This window comes from Streptomyces sp. NPDC093598, assembly GCF_044764825.1.
Classification (GTDB): domain Bacteria; phylum Actinomycetota; class Actinomycetes; order Streptomycetales; family Streptomycetaceae; genus Streptomyces.
The window spans coordinates 685,597-701,836 of record NZ_JBIWIV010000002.1; the positions used below are offsets into that span (position 1 = coordinate 685,597).

Annotated in this window: 17 protein-coding genes; 11 read left to right on the plus strand and 6 right to left on the minus strand. The window is 71.8% G+C overall.

Going from position 1 to position 16,240, the window contains the following annotated elements:
* Window positions 1–10: 10 nt before the first annotated feature.
* Window positions 11–1,636 (minus strand): ABC-F family ATP-binding cassette domain-containing protein, encoded by a 1,626-nt coding sequence (locus ACIRDU_RS09085; RefSeq protein WP_403576302.1) that lies wholly within the window; start codon window positions 1,634–1,636, stop codon window positions 11–13.
* Window positions 1,637–1,941: 305 nt separating this feature from the next.
* Between ACIRDU_RS09085 and ACIRDU_RS09090 the strand changes: the two genes are divergently transcribed.
* Together ACIRDU_RS09090 and ACIRDU_RS09095 are read left to right on the plus strand one after the other, a co-directional pair.
* Window positions 1,942–2,601: a GPP34 family phosphoprotein gene (locus ACIRDU_RS09090; RefSeq protein ID WP_403576304.1), complete on the plus strand. Its 660-nt coding sequence runs from the start codon at window positions 1,942–1,944 to the stop codon at window positions 2,599–2,601.
* 288 nt (window positions 2,602–2,889) lie between these two features.
* Window positions 2,890–3,720 carry an isocitrate lyase/phosphoenolpyruvate mutase family protein gene (locus ACIRDU_RS09095; protein WP_403576306.1) on the plus strand — a complete coding sequence of 277 codons (831 nt, stop codon included), beginning with the start codon at window positions 2,890–2,892 and terminating at the stop codon, window positions 3,718–3,720.
* Window position 3,721: 1 nt separating this feature from the next.
* Here the strand turns inward: ACIRDU_RS09095 and ACIRDU_RS09100 are convergent, their stop codons facing one another.
* Window positions 3,722–4,138, minus strand: coding sequence for an SsgA family sporulation/cell division regulator (locus ACIRDU_RS09100; protein WP_031135075.1), 417 nt, complete (start codon window positions 4,136–4,138; stop codon window positions 3,722–3,724).
* 257 nt (window positions 4,139–4,395) lie between these two features.
* Between ACIRDU_RS09100 and ACIRDU_RS09105 the strand changes: the two genes are divergently transcribed.
* The gene (locus ACIRDU_RS09105) at window positions 4,396–5,487 is read left to right on the plus strand and encodes a WD40/YVTN/BNR-like repeat-containing protein (protein ID WP_403576308.1); all 1,092 of its coding nucleotides are present in this window, start codon (window positions 4,396–4,398) and stop codon (window positions 5,485–5,487) included.
* A gap of 70 nt (window positions 5,488–5,557) precedes the next feature.
* Complete coding sequence (locus ACIRDU_RS09110; protein ID WP_403576310.1) at window positions 5,558–5,881, plus strand: plasmid stabilization protein; 324 nt, start codon at window positions 5,558–5,560, stop codon at window positions 5,879–5,881.
* A gap of 10 nt (window positions 5,882–5,891) precedes the next feature.
* Here ACIRDU_RS09110 and ACIRDU_RS09115 read toward each other — a convergent pair whose 3' ends face one another.
* The gene (locus tag ACIRDU_RS09115) at window positions 5,892–6,185 is read right to left on the minus strand and encodes a YciI family protein (protein ID WP_403576312.1); all 294 of its coding nucleotides are present in this window, start codon (window positions 6,183–6,185) and stop codon (window positions 5,892–5,894) included.
* Window positions 6,186–6,247: 62 nt separating this feature from the next.
* Here ACIRDU_RS09115 and ACIRDU_RS09120 point away from each other — a divergent pair, with 62 nt between their 5' ends.
* Window positions 6,248–6,940 carry an endonuclease V gene (locus ACIRDU_RS09120; protein WP_403576314.1) on the plus strand — a complete coding sequence of 231 codons (693 nt, stop codon included), beginning with the start codon at window positions 6,248–6,250 and terminating at the stop codon, window positions 6,938–6,940.
* Here the strand turns inward: ACIRDU_RS09120 and ACIRDU_RS09125 are convergent.
* Window positions 6,928–7,122 carry a hypothetical protein gene (locus ACIRDU_RS09125; RefSeq protein ID WP_403576316.1) on the minus strand — a complete coding sequence of 65 codons (195 nt, stop codon included), beginning with the start codon at window positions 7,120–7,122 and terminating at the stop codon, window positions 6,928–6,930. The genes ACIRDU_RS09120 and ACIRDU_RS09125 overlap by 13 nt on opposite strands.
* Before the next feature lie 179 nt (window positions 7,123–7,301).
* Here ACIRDU_RS09125 and mmpA point away from each other — a divergent pair, with 179 nt between their 5' ends.
* Window positions 7,302–7,448, plus strand: coding sequence for a morphogenic membrane protein MmpA (gene mmpA, locus ACIRDU_RS09130; protein WP_167345880.1), 147 nt, complete (start codon window positions 7,302–7,304; stop codon window positions 7,446–7,448).
* A gap of 20 nt (window positions 7,449–7,468) precedes the next feature.
* Here the strand turns inward: mmpA and ACIRDU_RS09135 are convergent, their stop codons facing one another.
* The gene (locus ACIRDU_RS09135) at window positions 7,469–8,647 is read right to left on the minus strand and encodes a saccharopine dehydrogenase family protein (RefSeq protein WP_403576318.1); all 1,179 of its coding nucleotides are present in this window, start codon (window positions 8,645–8,647) and stop codon (window positions 7,469–7,471) included.
* A 91-nt stretch (window positions 8,648–8,738) separates the two neighbouring features.
* On the opposite strand from ACIRDU_RS09135, the gene ACIRDU_RS09140 reads away from it, so the two are divergent.
* The 4 genes from ACIRDU_RS09140 (at window position 8,739) to ACIRDU_RS09155 (ending at window position 13,823) form a co-directional block, all read left to right on the plus strand.
* Complete coding sequence (locus tag ACIRDU_RS09140; RefSeq protein WP_403576320.1) at window positions 8,739–9,119, plus strand: MmcQ/YjbR family DNA-binding protein; 381 nt, start codon at window positions 8,739–8,741, stop codon at window positions 9,117–9,119.
* Between the two features lie 110 nt (window positions 9,120–9,229).
* Window positions 9,230–10,375, plus strand: coding sequence for a CaiB/BaiF CoA transferase family protein (locus ACIRDU_RS09145; RefSeq protein WP_403576322.1), 1,146 nt, complete (start codon window positions 9,230–9,232; stop codon window positions 10,373–10,375).
* 12 nt (window positions 10,376–10,387) lie between these two features.
* Complete coding sequence (locus ACIRDU_RS09150; protein ID WP_403576324.1) at window positions 10,388–11,602, plus strand: acetyl-CoA C-acetyltransferase; 1,215 nt, start codon at window positions 10,388–10,390, stop codon at window positions 11,600–11,602.
* Window positions 11,603–11,636: 34 nt separating this feature from the next.
* Complete coding sequence (locus tag ACIRDU_RS09155; RefSeq protein ID WP_403576326.1) at window positions 11,637–13,823, plus strand: 3-hydroxyacyl-CoA dehydrogenase NAD-binding domain-containing protein; 2,187 nt, start codon at window positions 11,637–11,639, stop codon at window positions 13,821–13,823.
* On the opposite strand, the gene ACIRDU_RS09160 is transcribed toward ACIRDU_RS09155, so the two are convergent.
* Window positions 13,809–14,531, minus strand: coding sequence for a MerR family transcriptional regulator (locus ACIRDU_RS09160; protein ID WP_403576328.1), 723 nt, complete (start codon window positions 14,529–14,531; stop codon window positions 13,809–13,811). The genes ACIRDU_RS09155 and ACIRDU_RS09160 overlap by 15 nt on opposite strands.
* Before the next feature lie 219 nt (window positions 14,532–14,750).
* Between ACIRDU_RS09160 and ACIRDU_RS09165 the strand changes: the two genes are divergently transcribed.
* Complete coding sequence (locus tag ACIRDU_RS09165; protein WP_403576330.1) at window positions 14,751–16,217, plus strand: amino acid permease; 1,467 nt, start codon at window positions 14,751–14,753, stop codon at window positions 16,215–16,217.
* Window positions 16,218–16,240: the final 23 nt, after the last annotated feature.

Genomic DNA, 16,240 nt, shown 5'->3' on the forward strand with positions numbered 1-16,240 from the left:
GCCACCGACGCTAGGAGGAAAACCCGACAGCCTCTGGCGTGATTTCCCGCAGTTCTCCGTCCTCCAGCAGCAGCCAGCGCGTGATGCCGACCGACTCCAGGAACGGCAGGTCGTGGCTGGCCACGATCAGCGCTCCCTCGTACGACTCCAGGGCCGTCGTGAGCTGCCGGACGCTCGCCATGTCGAGGTTGTTGGTCGGCTCGTCCAGCATGAGCAACTGCGGGGCGGGCTCCGCCAGCATCAGCGCCGCCAGCGCGGCCCGGAAACGTTCGCCGCCGGACAGCGTCGCCGCCTTCTGGTCGGCCCGGGCGCCCCGGAACAGGAAGCGCGCCAGCCGCGCCCGGATCCGGTTGTTGGTGGCGCCCGGCGCGAACCGGGCCACGTTCTCGGCGACGGTCCGCTCCCCGTCGAGGACGTCGAGCCGCTGCGGCAGGAACCGCAGCGGGACGTGCGCCCGCACCTCGCCCGACTCCGGGGCGAGCTCGCCGGTGATCGTGCGCAGCAGCGTCGTCTTGCCCGCGCCGTTGCGCCCGATCAGCGCGACCCGCTCCGGCCCACGCAGGTCGAAGCCGCCCGCCACCCGGGCGCCGTACCGGAGCCCCAGGTCCTGGAGGGTGAGGACGGTACGCCCCGGCGGCACGGCCGTGTACGGCAGGTCGACGCGGATCTCGTCGTCGTCCCGTACGGCCTCCACCGCCTCGTCGAGCCGCTCCCTGGCCTCGGCGAGCTTCTCCTCGTGCATGATCCGGTGCTTGCCCGCGGACTCCTGTGCCGCGCGCTTGCGTGCCCCCATGACGATCTTCGGCTCGCGCTTGCTGTCCCACATCTTCTGCCCGTACCGCTTGCGGCGGGCCAGCTTGACCTGGGCGTCGGCCAGTTCGCGCTTCTGCTTGCGGAAGTCGGACTCGGCGACGCGCACCATGCGCTCGGCCGCCTCCTGTTCGATCTCGAGGGCCTCCTCGTAGTCGGAGTAGTTGCCGCCGTACCAGGTGATCTCGCCGGAGCGCAGATCGGCGATCTGATCGACGAGGTCGAGCAGTTCGCGGTCGTGGCTGACGACGACCATCACGCCCGGCCAGGACTGGACGGCCGTGTACAGCCGCCTGCGGGCGTACAGGTCGAGGTTGTTGGTCGGCTCGTCCAGCAACAGCACGTCGGGGCGGCGCAGCAGTAGTGCGGCCAGCCGCAGCAGGACGGACTCGCCGCCGGACACCTCACCGATGGTGCGGTCCAACTCGACGTGACCGAGACCGAGTTCACCGAGCGTGGCCAGGGCGCGCTCCTCCACGTCCCAGTCGTCGCCGACGGTCTCGAAGTGCGCCTCGGAGACGTCGCCCGACTCGATGGCGTGCAGGGCGGCGCGCCGGCCGGCGATGCCGAGGGCCTCGTCGACGCGCAGGGTGGTGTCGAGCGTGACGTTCTGCGGGAGGTATCCGACCTCGCCGGCCACGCGGACGGTGCCGTCGGCCGGTACGAGCTCGTCGGCGATCAGCTTCAACAGGGTGGATTTCCCCGACCCGTTGACGCCGACCAGGCCGGTCCGGCCCGGGCCGAACGCGACGTCCAGGCCCTCGAAGACGGGGCTGCCGTCGGGCCAGGTGAACGAGAGGGACGTGACAGTGATGGATGCGGACATGGGGGCCTCACTCGCGGTTGCTCGAAGCGGTCAGGGGCAAACGCGTGTCGAGACACCTGCGACCAGGGGGAGGCTCCATGGCACATCACGGACATGAAAATGCCCTGCACCGGAGGACGGCTCGAACGCCGAGGTCGCACGCAGCGCACACACCAGTCGGGTGTGAGGCGGTGTCTCAGGACCTCAGACGAGCAACGTCCTTCTCCAATCGGCGGCAACAGGGACGCTCCACACCGTAGGAGGGCGCTCTGAGCCTGTCAACGCATTAACGTGCGACTTGATCTTCCTGCCCATAGGAGGCCACCGTGCCCAACGGCCCGCTCACGCTGCCGGCCCGGCTCTGCCTGCTGGCCTGGGACGCCGCAGGGCCGGCGGCCCGCGGCACCGCCCACCGGCCGGACCTCGTGCGGGCCGGCGCCCTCGTCGAGCTGGCCCAGCACGGTCTGCTGACCGACGAGGACGGCATCGCCACGCCGGTCGACCTGGACGCGAGCGCGGGTGACGCGGTCCTCGACGGGCTGCTGGAGCTCGTCCGCGAGTCGTGCCCGCACCCCTGGCGGACGTGGGTGACGCTGCGGGCACGGGTGACCTTCGACGCCGTGCGGGAGCAACTGGTGGCCGAGGGGTATCTGCGGGCGGAGAAGCGCCGGGTGCTCGGGGTGTTCCCGTCCGTGGAGTACGCGCTGGAGCGGCTCGCCGTCGTCGAGGCGCTGCGGGAGGAGACCCGTGAGATCCTCCGGGGCCGGGTCGCCGAGGTCTCCGAGCGCGACGCCGCGGTCGCCGCGCTGGCCGCCGCCGCGGGGCTGCTGCTGCCGGACCAGGAGGTGCGCGTCCACGAGCGGCGGGTCGAGGACCTGCTCGCACGCGCCGGGGCGGCGGGGCCCGGGCCGGGATGGGCGGTGCGCGAGGTGAGCACGGCGGTGGCTCCGGCGACCAGAGCACCGGCGCCGACGCCGGGCGGCTGACCCACGACCCGACCTCCACGCCACGCCCACGCCGGGCCCGTGGCCCGGGGCCGACTCCGCGATCATCGGGCGGGTGGGCGGTATCTGCTTCATGTCCGGGTCGAGCTGTGGCCGGACACCCGCCCTACGCTCGGGTCGAACCCACAGCCCGGCACGCACCCCACAGTCATATCGAGCCATGGCCGGGCAACCGCCCCACCCCCGTCGAACCCACAGCCCGGCACGCACCCCACGACCATGTCGGATTCCTGCCGGACCCGCCGCCCGCCCGCTGGTTCAGTTGACCGCATGACCAAGCAGAGCGACCTCGCCTCGGCCTTCCACGCCCTTCACATTCCCGGGACCCCGCTGGTCCTGCCCAACGCCTGGGACGCCGTGAGCGCCCGGATCGTCGAGGACGCGGGTGCCGCCGCCGTGGCGACGACCAGCGCCGGGCTCGTCTGGGCGCTCGGCGCGCCGGACGGCGAACGGGTGGGCCGGGACGCGGCTCTGGCCGCCGTCGCCAGGATTGCCGATGCCGTGACCGTCCCCGTGACCGCTGACATCGAGAGCGGCTACGCCGAGGACGCGGAGGGCGTCGCCGACACGGTCCGGGCGGTCGTCGACGCGGGAGCGGTGGGCGTGAACATCGAGGACGCGCTGTACGGCACCAGGGCCGGCGGAGCGCTGCGGGACGTCGCCGAGCAGGCCGAGCGGATCACCGCCGCCCGCGAGGCGGCCGACGCGGCGGGTGTGCCGCTGTTCGTCAACGCCCGGATCGACACCTACCTCAGCGGTGCCGGGGGAGTGGACCTCACCCTGGAGCGGGCGGCCGCCTTCCGCGCCGCAGGCGCCGACGGGATCTTCGTCCCCGGGGCCGTCGACCCGGGGACTGTGAAGGAACTCGTGGACGGCGTCGACGGGCCGTTGAACGTCATGGCCGGTCCCGGCGCGTCCCCGGTCGCCGAACTGGCCGCCCTGGGCGTCGCCCGTATCAGCGTCGGCTCGGGTGTCGCCCAGGCCGCCCACGCCCTGGTCCGCCGGGCCGCGCGGGAGCTGCTCAACCGGGGGACATACGGGTCTCTGACCGACGCGCTCGCATACGGTGAGGTCAACGCCCTTCTCGAAAAGGCCCGTTAGCTCAGCACGCGTCGCGCATCAGCTCGGCGAGACCGTGGTCCAGGTCCAGCTGGAGGTGCTCCAAGCCGACCGGCACGAGTTCGCTCGTGGCCTCGAGGAACCGACGGATCTCGCTCGAGCGGACGTGGACCACGGCGGTGCCCTCGGGGGCGTGGAACTCCAGGACGGTGCGGTCGTAGCCGTAGGGCCGCACGCGCACGTCGCCGTGCCCCTCGGCGTTCTTCTGGCCCGCGGCGAGCAGCTCGCGGGAGAAGGTCCAGCAGACCTCGACGCCCTCCAGCGTGGCCGGAGCGGGGAAGGTCATGCGTACGGCGAAAGGATCACGCCGGTCGTAGTGCAGCGTCGCGGGAATGCTCGGCATACGCGGCGCGGCGGCGACGAGGCGGGCCTCCACGGGCTGCTCGATGACGATGGACAACGCCTTGCTCCCTTGTGACGGCTGGACGGACACTTCCGGGCGGATGAGGCCGGGCATGGGAAGAGACGACGGAATCAGCCAATCCGTGCACACGAAGTGCGAGTGACCTCTGTCACCGTGTTCATGCACCAGAGTGACGTGGCTCTCCTTGTGTGCCCCCGTGGGCACGTGTGGCGTCCGCCGAACCGTTCCAAGCTGCCGCGAGGCCATCTGGACGGCACCCGGGCGGTGGGCTAGCTTCCCCCGCCATGAGGCGCATGGGGAGCACGCGACCGACGGGACGAACACGGGGCAGGGCGACCGCGATGGCGGCCTGCGCGGCACTGGCAGCCCTGACCGCCGTACCGGCGCAGGCGCACGAGCCGGAGCATCGGGCACCGCACTGGGAACTCAAGGACACCGGCGCCTCCGAGGCGCGTTTCCGGGGCCTCGCGGCCGTCAGCCGGAGCACCGCCTGGGTCGCCGGGACCGGCGGCACGGTCCTGCGCACCACCGACGGCGGAGCGACCTGGCGGAACGTCTCGCCGCCGGGCGCGGGGGAGTTGCAGTTCCGGGACGTCGAGGCGTTCGACGCGCGCCGGGCCGTGGTCCTGGCCATCGGCGAGGGCGAGGCGTCCCGCGTCTACCGCACCGACGACGGCGGAGCGACCTGGACGGAGTCCTTCCGCAACACCGACCCGAAGGCCTTCTACGACTGCCTCGCCTTCTTCGACCACCGCCACGGCCTCGCCATGAGCGACCCGGTGGACGGGAAGTTCCGCATCCTGTCCACCGGCGACGGCGGCCGGACCTGGAAGGTGCTGCCGGACCGGGGCATGCCTGCCGCACAGGAGGGCGAGGCCGGATTCGCGGCGAGCGGCCAGTGCCTGGTGACGTCCGGGCCGAAGGACGTCTGGCTCGCCACCGGCGGGGCGGCACGCGCGCGAGTGCTGCACTCCGCCGACCGGGGACTCACCTGGACGGCCACCGACACGCCCGTCCCGGCGGGCGACCCGGCCCGCGGCGTCTTCGCGCTGGCCTTCCGCGACCGCGCCCGCGGTCTCGCCGTCGGCGGCGACTACCGCCCCGACCAGCCCTCACCACGCGCCGCCGCACGCACCTCCGACGGCGGCCGCACCTGGCGCCCGGCCGCCACACCCCCGCCCGCCTACCGCTCCGGAGTCGCCTGGCTCCCCCACAGCCGCACCGCCGCCCTGGCCGTCGGCCCCACCGGCACCGACCTCACCACGGACGCCGGCCGGACCTGGCGGACCGTCGACACGGGCTCCTACGACACCGTCGACTGCACCCCGGACCACGGGTGCTGGGCCGCCGGCGAGAAGGGCCGGGTTGCCCGCCTGGAGCAGTGAGCATGCGGCATGCCCTGATCGTTGGCAAGGTGGGTACTCGTTCACTGATCGTGAAAGGAAGTGAGCGAGAATGCCACGCGGTTCGAGCTCCAAGCGGGAGCGCCAGTACGAACACATCAAGGAAAGCGCGAAGGACCGGGGTGAAAGCACCGGCCGCGCCAAGGAGATCGCCGCCCGGACGGTGAACAAGGAACGCGCCCGCTCCGGCGAGTCCAAGACGGCCAGCCGCACCTCCACCAAGGACATCTCCTCCGGCAAGCGGGGCGGTCAGCGGTCGGGACGGGGCTCCCAGGGGCCCACCTACGACCAGCTGTACCAGGAGGCCAAGCGCAAGGGCGTCGAGGGCCGTTCCAGCATGAACAAGAGTCAGCTGCAGCGCGCACTGGGCAAGTGAGGCGGCTGCCTCAGAGGGTCTCCCGGTAGCCCTCCAGGGCGGGTGCCGTCTTCGTCGCCGTGAACTCGGTGACGCGGTACGCGCACACGCCCGCGGTGACGAACGGGTCCTTTGCGGTGATCTCCTCGATCCGCGCGCGATCCCCCGCGACGGCGATGATCACCCCGCCGTCGCGGGGGTTCTTGCGCCCGGACGCGAGGAAGACCCCCTGCCGGTACTGCTCGTCGAGCCAGACCACATGCTCCTCCAGCACGGCGTCGACGGCTTCCAGCGGGGCGGTGTACGTCAGCTCCAGCACGAACATGATCGGGAGCCTACCCCCGGGCACCCGTGCGGCCGCCGGGGAGCCCGTAGGCTCGGTGCACCATGACGACCGTACGCATCCCCGAGGACTGGCCCGCCACCGAGGAACAGGCCCGCGCCGTCCAGGACGAACTGCGCGAGCACGTGATCCTCGGCGAACCCGGACCGCCGCCCGGTACCGGCCGGGTGACAGGGGTCGACGTCGCGTACGACGACGAACGGGACGTCGTCGCGGCGGCAGCGGTCGTGCTGGACGCGTCGAGTCTCGAAGTCGTCGCCGAGGCCACGGCCGTGGGCCGGGTCTCCTTCCCCTATGTGCCCGGACTGCTCGCCTTCCGCGAGATCCCCACGGTCCTCGCCGCCCTCGACGCCCTGCCCTGCCCGCCCGGCCTGGTCGTCTGCGACGGCTACGGCCTGGCCCACCCCCGCCGCTTCGGCCTCGCCGGCCACCTCGGCGTCCTGACCGGCCTGCCCACGATCGGCGTGGCCAAGAACCCGTTCACCTTCACCTACGACGACCCGGACATCCCGCGCGGCAGCAGCTCTCCGTTGCTCGCCGGCTCCGAGGAGGTCGGCCGCGCCCTGCGCACGCGGGACGCCGTCAAGCCGGTCTTCGTCTCCGTCGGCCACCGGGTGACGCTGGACAACGCCTGCGCGCACACCCTCGCGCTGACCCCCGCCTACCGCCTCCCGGAGACCACGCGCAGGGCGGACGCGCTGTGCCGCGAGGCGCTCCGCCGGACCTACTCGACCTGACCGTCCACCCGCCAGCGGCCCACCTCGCGGTACTCCGAGTCGTAGATCGCCGATTCGTCCCCGGGGGCGAGCGCGTAGTGGCGCAGATTGCCGGCCCAGTACCTGAGGATCCGGCCCAGCTCGCCCGCCGGGTCCTTCGCCAACGCCGTGTCGTCCAGGGAAACTTCCAGGAGGAATCTCATGCCTTCAAGGGTTTCATTGAACTCCTTGTTGGCACTTTTCGAGTGGTCACCGGGGGTGGAACGCCGAAAGTCTCAAGCCGGGGGAAGGGGGGCGGGCGGGGCGGTCGGCCGGATCTGAGTACCGGCTCTGAGTACCTGTACGGATGCCCCGCCGGCGCCCCCTCGGCAGGCTGGGGCGCATGACAACGCACCGCGCGCCCAAGCCTGTTGCCGGCCCGACCCAGACCGTCGAGCGGGCCGTCACCCTAGGGCTGATCCTCGCCGTGCTGGCGGGGCTCGGCTGGATCGCCGGGATGATCTACACCATCGCCGAGTGGCCGCTGTAGGGCCTTCAGCGGGTCGGCTTTCAGCGGGTCGACGCGACGCGGAAGCGGATGCCCGCCGCGCGCAGCCGGTCGATCAGCGCGTCGCCCATCGCCGTGGCCGTGGTGACCTGGCCCGCCGTCTTCGGGAGATCGTCGAAGGCCAGGCACAGCGCCGACTCGGCGAGCATCTTGGCCGTCTCGTCGTAGCCGGGGTCGCCGCCCGAGACCTCCGTGTACACCCGTTTGCCGCCGCCTTCGCCGACGAAGCGCAGGCAGAACCAGCTCTTCGCCCGCTTCTCGGGGCTCGGCCCGTCCCCGGGCTTGAGCCGGTCCGACAACCAGCGCCGCGCGGGCGGCACCTGGGCCGCAGCGACCAGGGCGCCGACGGCCGCGACCCCGCCCACCGCGACGGGCAGGTGACGGACGGCCGCGTACTGCCGGTAGCGGAAGTCGGGCCCGTACCGGTCGAGGGCCGACGCCGAGCGCCGCACGATCTGCGGATCGATGGTCGGCATCGGCAGTGCCCACGCGCCGACCTCCTTGGCGAACCGCGGGCCGCCCAACGGTGCCGACGCCCGCCGGTCCACCAGCCGCGGCTCGTGCCGACGCCGGTCCCGAGCGGCCGCCGCCATCTCCCGCTGCCGTGCGAACTGTCCGAGCGCGGAGGCGAAGGTCCCGCCCGAGAACGCCGCGTCCGCGGTGACGAAGCCCTCCACGGTCAGCGGCACGTCCTCCGGCAGCTGCTGCACGGTGAAGTACACGCCCAGGTCGTGCGGGATCGAGTCGAACCCGGCGGCGTGCACCAGCCGCGCCCCGGTCTCCCGCGCGCGTGCGTCGTGCCGGACGTACATCAGGTCCACGAACTCCGGCTCGCCGCACAGGTCGAGGTAGTCGGTTCCGGCGTCCGCGCAGGCGGCGACGACTTCCTCGCCGTACCTCACGTACGGGCCGACCGTCGTGGCCACCACGCGCGCGTGCTCCGCGAGGGCGCGCAGCGAGGCGGGGTCCGAGACGTCTGCCCGCTCCACCCCCACCTCCGCGTCGGCGGGCAGCCGCTCCCGCAGCCGCTCCAGCTTCTCGGCGTTGCGGCCCGCGATCGCCCAGCGCAGCCCCTCGGGCGCGTGCGCGGCCAGGTACTCCGCGGTGAGCGCCCCGGCGAAACTGGTGGCTCCGAAGAGCACGATGTCGTACGGACGGTCCGTCCTGCTTTGCCTGCTCATGACACCCCTCGGTCGTTCAGCCCGTGCCGCTGTCGGTGGCCGAGGCTAGCGTGAGGAGTGCGGAGCCCGACGACGAGCCCGGAGGACCACGATGGCCGTGCCCAGGAATGCCCTGAAGAAGTGGGAGAAAGTGCGCGCGTTCGCACTGGGGCTGCCGGATGCCGTCGAGGAGTTCCCGTGGGGCGAGTCCGTCGCGAAGGTCAACAAGAAGGTGTTCGTCTTCCTCGGCGTCCAGGACGGCAGTTACCCCCTGGGGGTGACGGTGAAGCTCAAGGACGAGACGGCGCACGCGCACGCGCTGGCCTGCCCCGGCGCCGAGCCCGCCGGATACGGCCTGGGCAAGGCCGGATGGGTGAGCATCCCGTTGGAGCAGCAGGGCGCCCCGGCCGCGGAGGTGCTCTGCGACTGGGTGGAGGAGAGCTACCGGGTGATCGCCCCGAAGCGGCTGATAGTCGAGCTGGACGCGGGCTGATCCCGTCCGGCAGATTGCTGAGCGCTTGCTCGTTCAGGGCTTGTGCCGAGTGGAACACGTTCTTAGCATCACTGGTGTTACATCAGATGTGTCACAGCACTGGGGGCTGGATGACCACGGCAAGGACGCCAGGACACGGCCCGCTCACCGGCGTGCGCGTGGTCGAGCTGGCGGGTATCGGGCCCGGTCCGTTCGCCGCCATGCTCCTGGCCGACCTCGGGGCCGACGTCGTGCGCGTGGACCGCCCGGGCGGCCCCGGACTCGCGATCGACCCGGCGTACGACGTCACCAACCGCAACAAGCGCTCGGTGGTCGTCGACCTCAAGGCCCCGGACGGCCCGGACCAGGTGCTCGACCTCGCCGCCCGCGCCGACATCCTCGTCGAGGGCAACCGCCCCGGCGTCGCCGAACGCCTCGGGGTCGGACCGGAGGCATGCCACGCCCGCAACCCGCGCCTCGTCTACGGCCGGATGACCGGCTGGGGCCAGGACGGCCCCCTCGCGCAGCGCGCCGGGCACGACATCGCGTACATCGCCCCCACCGGCACCCTCGGCATGATCGGCCGCCCGGACGAACCGCCGGCCGTGCCGGCCAACCTGCTCGGCGACTACGCGGGCGGCTCCCTCTACCTCGTCGTCGGCGTCCTCGCCGCCCTCCACCACGCGCGCGCGACCGGCACCGGCCAAATCGTGGACGCCGCGATCGTCGACGGCACCGCCCATCTCGCCGCGATGATCCACGGCATGCTCGCCGCCGGCGGCTGGCAGGACCGCCGCGGCGCCAACCTCCTGGACGGCGGCTGCCCCTACTACGCCACGTACGAGACGGCCGACGGCCGGTACATGGCCGTCGGCGCCCTGGAGCCGCAGTTCTACGCGGAGTTCCTCGCCCTGCTCGGCATCGACGACAGGGCCGGGGCCCGCAAGGACGTCGCCTGCTGGGACGAACTGCGCGAAGAGGTCGCCGCCCGCTTCAAGAGCCGTACCAGAGACGAGTGGACGGCCGTCTTCGACGGCACCGACGCATGCGTGGCGCCCGTTCTGTCGCTGCGCGAGGCGCCGCACCACCCGCACCTGGCCGCCCGCGGCACTTTCACCGACCACGGCGGCATCACCCAGCCCGCCCCGGCCCCCCGCTTCTCCGCGACCCCGACCTCCGTCCGCACCGGCCCGGCGCGGCCGGGCGCCGACACCGCGGACGTCGCCCGGGACTGGGACGTCCCCGGGCTCCTCTCCGCGCTCCGCACCCCTCAGTGAAAGGCCCCCCTCGTGAGCACCGAAGCGTATGTGTACGACGCGATCCGCACCCCGCGCGGCCGCGGCAAGGCCAATGGCGCCCTGCACGGCACGAAGCCCATCGACCTGGTCGTCGGGCTCATCCACGAGATCCGCGCCCGCTTCCCGGACCTCGACCCGGCCGCCGTGGACGACATCGTCCTCGGTGTCGTCGGCCCGGTCGGCGACCAGGGTTCCGACATCGCCCGGATCGCCGCCATCGCCGCGGGCCTGCCCGACACGGTCGCCGGCGTGCAGGAGAACCGCTTCTGTGCCTCGGGCCTGGAGGCCGTCAACCTGGCCGCCGCCAAGGTGCGTTCCGGCTGGGAGGACCTCGTCCTCGCGGGCGGTGTCGAGTCGATGTCCCGGGTGCCGATGGCCTCCGACGGCGGCGCCTGGTTCAACGACCCGATGACCAACCTGCAGGTCAACTTCGTGCCGCAGGGCATCGGCGCCGACCTCATCGCCACCATCGAGGGCTTCTCCCGGCGCGACGTCGACGAGTACGCGGCGCTCTCCCAGGAGCGGGCCGCCACCGCGATGAAGGACGGCCGCTTCGACAAGTCCGTCGTCCCGGTGAAGGACCGCAGCGGCCTCGTCGTCCTCGACCACGACGAGTTCCCGCGCCCCGGCACCACCGCCGACTCCCTCGCCAAGCTCAAGCCGTCCTTCGCGGACATCGGCGAGCTCGGCGGCTTCGACGCGGTGGCACTGCAGCAGTACCACTGGGTGGAGAAGATCGACCACGTCCACCACGCGGGCAACTCCTCGGGCATCGTGGACGGCGCCTCGCTCGTCGCGATCGGCTCCAAGGGGGTCGGCGAGCGCTACGGCCTCACGCCCCGCGCGCGGATCGTCTCCGCCGCCGTCTCCGGCTCCGAGCCCACCATCATGCTCACCGGCCCGGCCCCCGCGACCCGCAAGGCCCTCGCCAAGGCCGGACTGTCCATCGACGACATCGACCTCGTCGAGATCAACGAGGCGTTCGCGGCGGTCGTGCTGCGCTTCGTGAGGGACATGGGCCTGTCCCTGGACAAGGTCAACGTCAACGGCGGCGCCATCGCGCTCGGCCACCCCCTCGGCGCCACCGGCGCGATGATCCTCGGCACCCTCGTCGACGAACTGGAGCGCCAGGACAAGCGCTACGGCCTCGCCACGCTGTGCGTCGGAGGCGGCATGGGCGTCGCCACGATCGTCGAGCGCATCTGACCCCCTCCCGACGGATCACACGGAGCACCTCCACATGAGCACTGAGTCCACCACCATCCGCTGGGAACAGGACCGCACCGGCCTCGTCACCCTCGTCATCGACGACCCGAACCAGTCCGCGAACACCATGAACCAGGCGTTCCGCGACTCCCTCGCCGCCGTAACCGACCGCCTGGAGGCCGAGAAGGACTCCATCCGGGGCGTCATCATCACCTCCGCGAAGAAGACCTTCTTCGCCGGCGGCGACCTGCGCGACCTGATCCGCGTCACGCCCGAGACGGCCCAGGAGCTGTTCGACGGCGGCATGGCGATCAAGCGCGATCTGCGCCGCATCGAGACCCTCGGCAAGCCCGTCGTCGCCGCCCTCAACGGCGCGGCCCTCGGCGGCGGTTACGAGATCGCCCTGGCCTGCCACCACCGCATCGCCCTCGACGCCCCCGGCTCGAAGATCGGCTGCCCCGAGGTCACCCTCGGCCTGCTGCCCGGAGGCGGCGGCGTCGTCCGCACGGTCCGCCTGCTCGGCATCGCCGACGCCCTGCTGAAGGTCCTCCTCCAGGGCACCCAGTACAGCCCGCGCCGCGCCCTGGAGAACGGCCTCGTCGACGACGTGGCCGCCACCCGGGAGGAACTGCTCGCCAAGGCCCGCGCCTTCATCGACGCCAACCCCGAGTCCCAGCAGCCCTGGGACAAGCCGGGTTACCGCATCCCGGGCGGCACGCCCGCCAACCCCAAGTTCGCCGCGAACCTGCCCGCCTTCCCGGCCAGCCTGCGCAAGCAGACGAACGGCGCCCCCTATCCGGCGCCGCGCAACATCCTCGCCGCCGCCGTCGAGGGCTCCCAGGTCGACTTCGAGACGGCGCAGGTCATCGAGGCGCGCTACTTCGTGGACCTCGCGGCCGGCCAGACGTCGAAGAACATGATCCAGGCGTTCTTCTTCGACCTCCAGGCCGTCAACTCCGGCGCCAACCGCCCCAAGGGCATCGAGCCCCGCAAGGTCGGCAAGGTCGCCGTCCTCGGCGCCGGCATGATGGGCGCGGGCATCGCGTACTCCTGCGCCCGAGCCGGCATCGACGTCGTCCTGAAGGACGTCTCCCTGGAGGCGGCCCTCAAGGGCAAGAGCTACTCCGAGAAGCTGTGCGCCAAGGCCGTGGCCAAGGGCCGTACGACCCAGGAGAAGGCCGACGCCCTGCTCGCCCGCATCACGCCCACCGCCGAGGTCCAGGACCTGGCCGGCTGCGACGCCGTCATCGAGGCCGTCTTCGAGGACACGTCCCTCAAGCACAAGGTGTTCCAGGAGATCCAGCACGTCGTCCAGCCCGACGCGCTGCTGTGCTCCAACACCTCCACCCTGCCCATCACCGCGCTCGCCGAGGGGGTGGAGCGCCAGGGCGACTTCATCGGCCTGCACTTCTTCTCGCCCGTCGACAAGATGCCGCTGGTCGAGATCATCAAGGGCGAGCGCACCGGCGAGGAGGCTCTGGCCCGCGCCTTCGACCTGGTCCGGCAGATCAACAAGACGCCGATCGTCGTCAACGACTCGCGCGGCTTCTTCACCTCGCGCGTCATCGGCCACTTCATCAACGAGGGCGTCGCCATGGTCGGCGAGGGCATCGAGCCCGCCTCGGTCGAACAGGCCGCCGCCCAGGCCGGCTACCCGGCCAAGGTGCTGGCCCTGATGGACGAACTGACGCTCACCCTGCCCCGCAAGATCCGGGCCGAGTCGAAGCGGGCGGTCGAGGAGGCGGGCGGCACCTGGACGGCCCACCCGGCCGAGGCCGTCATCGACCGCATGGTCGACGAGTTCGGCCGCACGGGCCGCAGCGGCGGCGCCGGGTTCTACGACTACGGCGACGACGGCAAGCGCGCCGGCATCTGGCCCGGACTGCGCGAGCACTTCACCAAGCCCGGCCACCGGATCCCGTTCCGGGACATGCAGGAGCGCATGCTGTTCTCCGAGGCGCTGGACACCGTCCGGCTGCTGGAGGAGGGCGTGCTGACCTCGGTCGCGGACGCCAACATCGGCTCCATCTTCGGCATCGGCTTCCCGGGCTGGACCGGCGGTGTGCTCCAGTACATCAACGGCTACGAGGGAGGGCTTCCCGGCTTCGTGGCACGCGCGCGGGAACTCGCCGAGCAGTACGGAGAGCGCTTCGCGCCGCCCGCGCTGCTGGTGGAGAAGGCGGAGAAGGGGGAGCGCTTCAGCGACTCAGCCCGCGTCTGACCCGCCGGACCCCGAAGGCCCGGTGAGCCAGCCGCCCAGCTCTTCCTTCAGCGACCGCTGGAAAGCGGTGAGGAGCGCCTGCACCACCAACGGGTGCATGTGCGCCGACAGGGACCGCACGTCCCGCGCGTCACGCTCCGCCACCTCACCGCGGAAGAGCTGGGACAGCTCCCGGGCCGCGTCGCGCGCGTGTTCGATGAGAACCTTGCGCGCCGCGGAGATCGCCTCCTGGGAGAGCGGCACGTCCAGCAGCCCGGCGCCGAGCCGGAGCAGCCCGAGGTCGGCCTCGTACGCGCCGTCCGCGGGCCGGACCACGCCCATCGCGACGAGCCGCTCGACGTCCTCGTCGCCCAGCGGCCGTCCGGCCCGCCGCTCCAGCTCCGCCCGCGTGACCTTCTCGACGGAGTCCGGCGCCCAGGAGGCCACGACGGCCCGGTGGATGGCGAGGTCGTGCGCGCTCAGGTCCGGCGGGAGCTGCCGCAGGTAGCGTTCGATGCCCGCCAGCGTCATGCCCTGCTGCTGCAACTCCTCTATCAGTGCCAGCCGGGCCAGATGCTCGCGTCCGTAGTGCCCCACGCGCCGGGGGCCGAGCACCGGCGGGGGCAGCAGCCCCTTCGTGCCGTAGAAGCGGACCGTGCGCACCGTGACACCGGCCCGGGCGGCCAGCTCGTCGATCGTGAGGGTCGGCTCCTCGGTGTCGGTCGTCATGTGCAGCAGTATCGCTGTCTCACCAGTGCTGTGAAACCTCCGGCGCCGAACGTGAAGGCCGTGTGAGAAGGCGCGCTCTGTGACGTGTGCCATCGCGTGAGCCGCGCAGGGCGGGGGAAGGTGGCCCCTTGGTCTGTGCCTTTATCGAGGGCGCGGACCTTATGTACGTCCGGAAAGCCGAGCGCGACCCGCTCGGGCGCACCAGAGAGTGGATCCACCGTGAGCAAGGACGCCGTGAACACGGCTGCGGCCACGCCGCGTACCGATGCGGCCGCAGTGCCCGCGGACGCGGGCGACGCCGGCTACAGCAAGGACCTCAAGGCCCGCCACGTCAACATGATCGCCATCGGAGGCGCGATCGGCACCGGACTCTTCCTGGGTGCGGGCGGACGCCTCCACAACGCGGGTCCGGCGCTGGCGATCGCCTACCTGGTCTGCGGCATCTTCGCCTTCTTCGTGGTCCGGGCCCTCGGTGAGCTCGTCCTCTACCGCCCCTCCTCGGGCTCCTTCGTGTCGTACGCGCGCGAGTTCCTCGGCGAGAAGGGGGCGTACGTCGCCGGCTGGATGTACTTCCTGAACTGGTCGACCACCGGCATCGCCGACATCACCGCGATCGCGCTCTACACGCACTACTGGAGCCTGTTCACCGACATCCCGCAGTGGCTGCTCGCGCTGGTCGCCCTCGCGGTGGTGCTGGCCGTGAACCTGATCTCGGTGAAGTACTTCGGCGAGATGGAGTTCTGGTTCGCGATCATCAAGGTCGCGACGCTGATCGGCTTCATGTTGGTCGGCATCTTCCTGCTCGCCACGCAGCACGAGGTGGGCGGCCAGACCCCGGGCCTGAGCGTCATCACCGACAACGGCGGCGTCTTCCCGCACGGCATGATGCCGGTCGTCCTGGTCATGCAGGGCGTGATCTTCGCCTACGCCGCGCTGGAACTGGTCGGTGTCGCCGCCGGCGAGACCGCGGAGCCGGAGAAGGTCGTCCCGCGCGCGGTGAACTCGATCATGTGGCGCGTCGGCCTCTTCTACGTGGGCTCGGTCGTCCTGCTGGCCCTGCTCCTGCCCGGTTCGGTCTACTCGGCCGACCAGAGCCCCTTCGTCACGGTGCTGTCGAAGATCGGCGTCCCGGCCGCGGGTGACGTGATGAACCTGGTGGTCCTCACGGCCGCCATGTCCTCCCTCAACTCCGGCCTGTACTCCACCGGCCGCATCCTGCGCTCCATGGCCATGGCGGGCTCCGCCCCGAAGTTCACCGCCCGCATGAACCGCAGCCAGGTCCCCTACGGCGGCATCCTGCTGACCTGCGCGGTGTGCGTGCTCGGCGTCGGCCTGAACTTCCTCGTGCCGGCCCAGGCCTTCGAGATCGTGCTGAACGTGGCCTCCCTCGGCATCATCAGCACCTGGGTGATCATCATGATCTGCCACCTGGTCTTCGTCCGCCGCGCCAAGGCCGGCCAGGTCACCCGCCCCTCCTTCCGCCTCCCCGCCAGCCCGGTCACGGAGATCACCACGATCGTCTTCCTGCTGGCCTGCCTCGGCATGATGTGGAACGACCCCGAGGTCGGCCGCAAGACACTCCTGCTCATCCCGCTGATCGCGGTCATGCTGGTCGCGGGCTGGTTCGGCATCCGCCGCCGGGTGTCCCGAACGGCGGACCAGGAACTGTCGCAGCTGACGAAGTAGCAGGCAGGGGGCCATTGTCAGTG

Coding starts and splice junctions, on each gene's coding strand:
- ACIRDU_RS09085 (WP_403576302.1), bottom strand. CDS start 1,636: ATGTCCGCATCCATCACTGTCACGTCCCTCTCGTTCACCTGGCCCGAC.
- ACIRDU_RS09095 (WP_403576306.1), top strand. CDS start 2,890: ATGACCAAGCAGAGCGACCTCGCCTCGGCCTTCCACGCCCTTCACATT.
- ACIRDU_RS09105 (WP_403576308.1), top strand. CDS start 4,396: ATGGGGAGCACGCGACCGACGGGACGAACACGGGGCAGGGCGACCGCG.
- ACIRDU_RS09110 (WP_403576310.1), top strand. CDS start 5,558: ATGCCACGCGGTTCGAGCTCCAAGCGGGAGCGCCAGTACGAACACATC.
- ACIRDU_RS09115 (WP_403576312.1), bottom strand. CDS start 6,185: ATGTTCGTGCTGGAGCTGACGTACACCGCCCCGCTGGAAGCCGTCGAC.
- ACIRDU_RS09120 (WP_403576314.1), top strand. CDS start 6,248: ATGACGACCGTACGCATCCCCGAGGACTGGCCCGCCACCGAGGAACAG.
- ACIRDU_RS09125 (WP_403576316.1), bottom strand. CDS start 7,122: ATGAGATTCCTCCTGGAAGTTTCCCTGGACGACACGGCGTTGGCGAAG.
- mmpA (WP_167345880.1), top strand. CDS start 7,302: ATGACAACGCACCGCGCGCCCAAGCCTGTTGCCGGCCCGACCCAGACC.
- ACIRDU_RS09135 (WP_403576318.1), bottom strand. CDS start 8,647: ATGAGCAGGCAAAGCAGGACGGACCGTCCGTACGACATCGTGCTCTTC.
- ACIRDU_RS09140 (WP_403576320.1), top strand. CDS start 8,739: ATGGCCGTGCCCAGGAATGCCCTGAAGAAGTGGGAGAAAGTGCGCGCG.
- ACIRDU_RS09145 (WP_403576322.1), top strand. CDS start 9,230: ATGACCACGGCAAGGACGCCAGGACACGGCCCGCTCACCGGCGTGCGC.
- ACIRDU_RS09155 (WP_403576326.1), top strand. CDS start 11,637: ATGAGCACTGAGTCCACCACCATCCGCTGGGAACAGGACCGCACCGGC.
- ACIRDU_RS09160 (WP_403576328.1), bottom strand. CDS start 14,531: ATGACGACCGACACCGAGGAGCCGACCCTCACGATCGACGAGCTGGCC.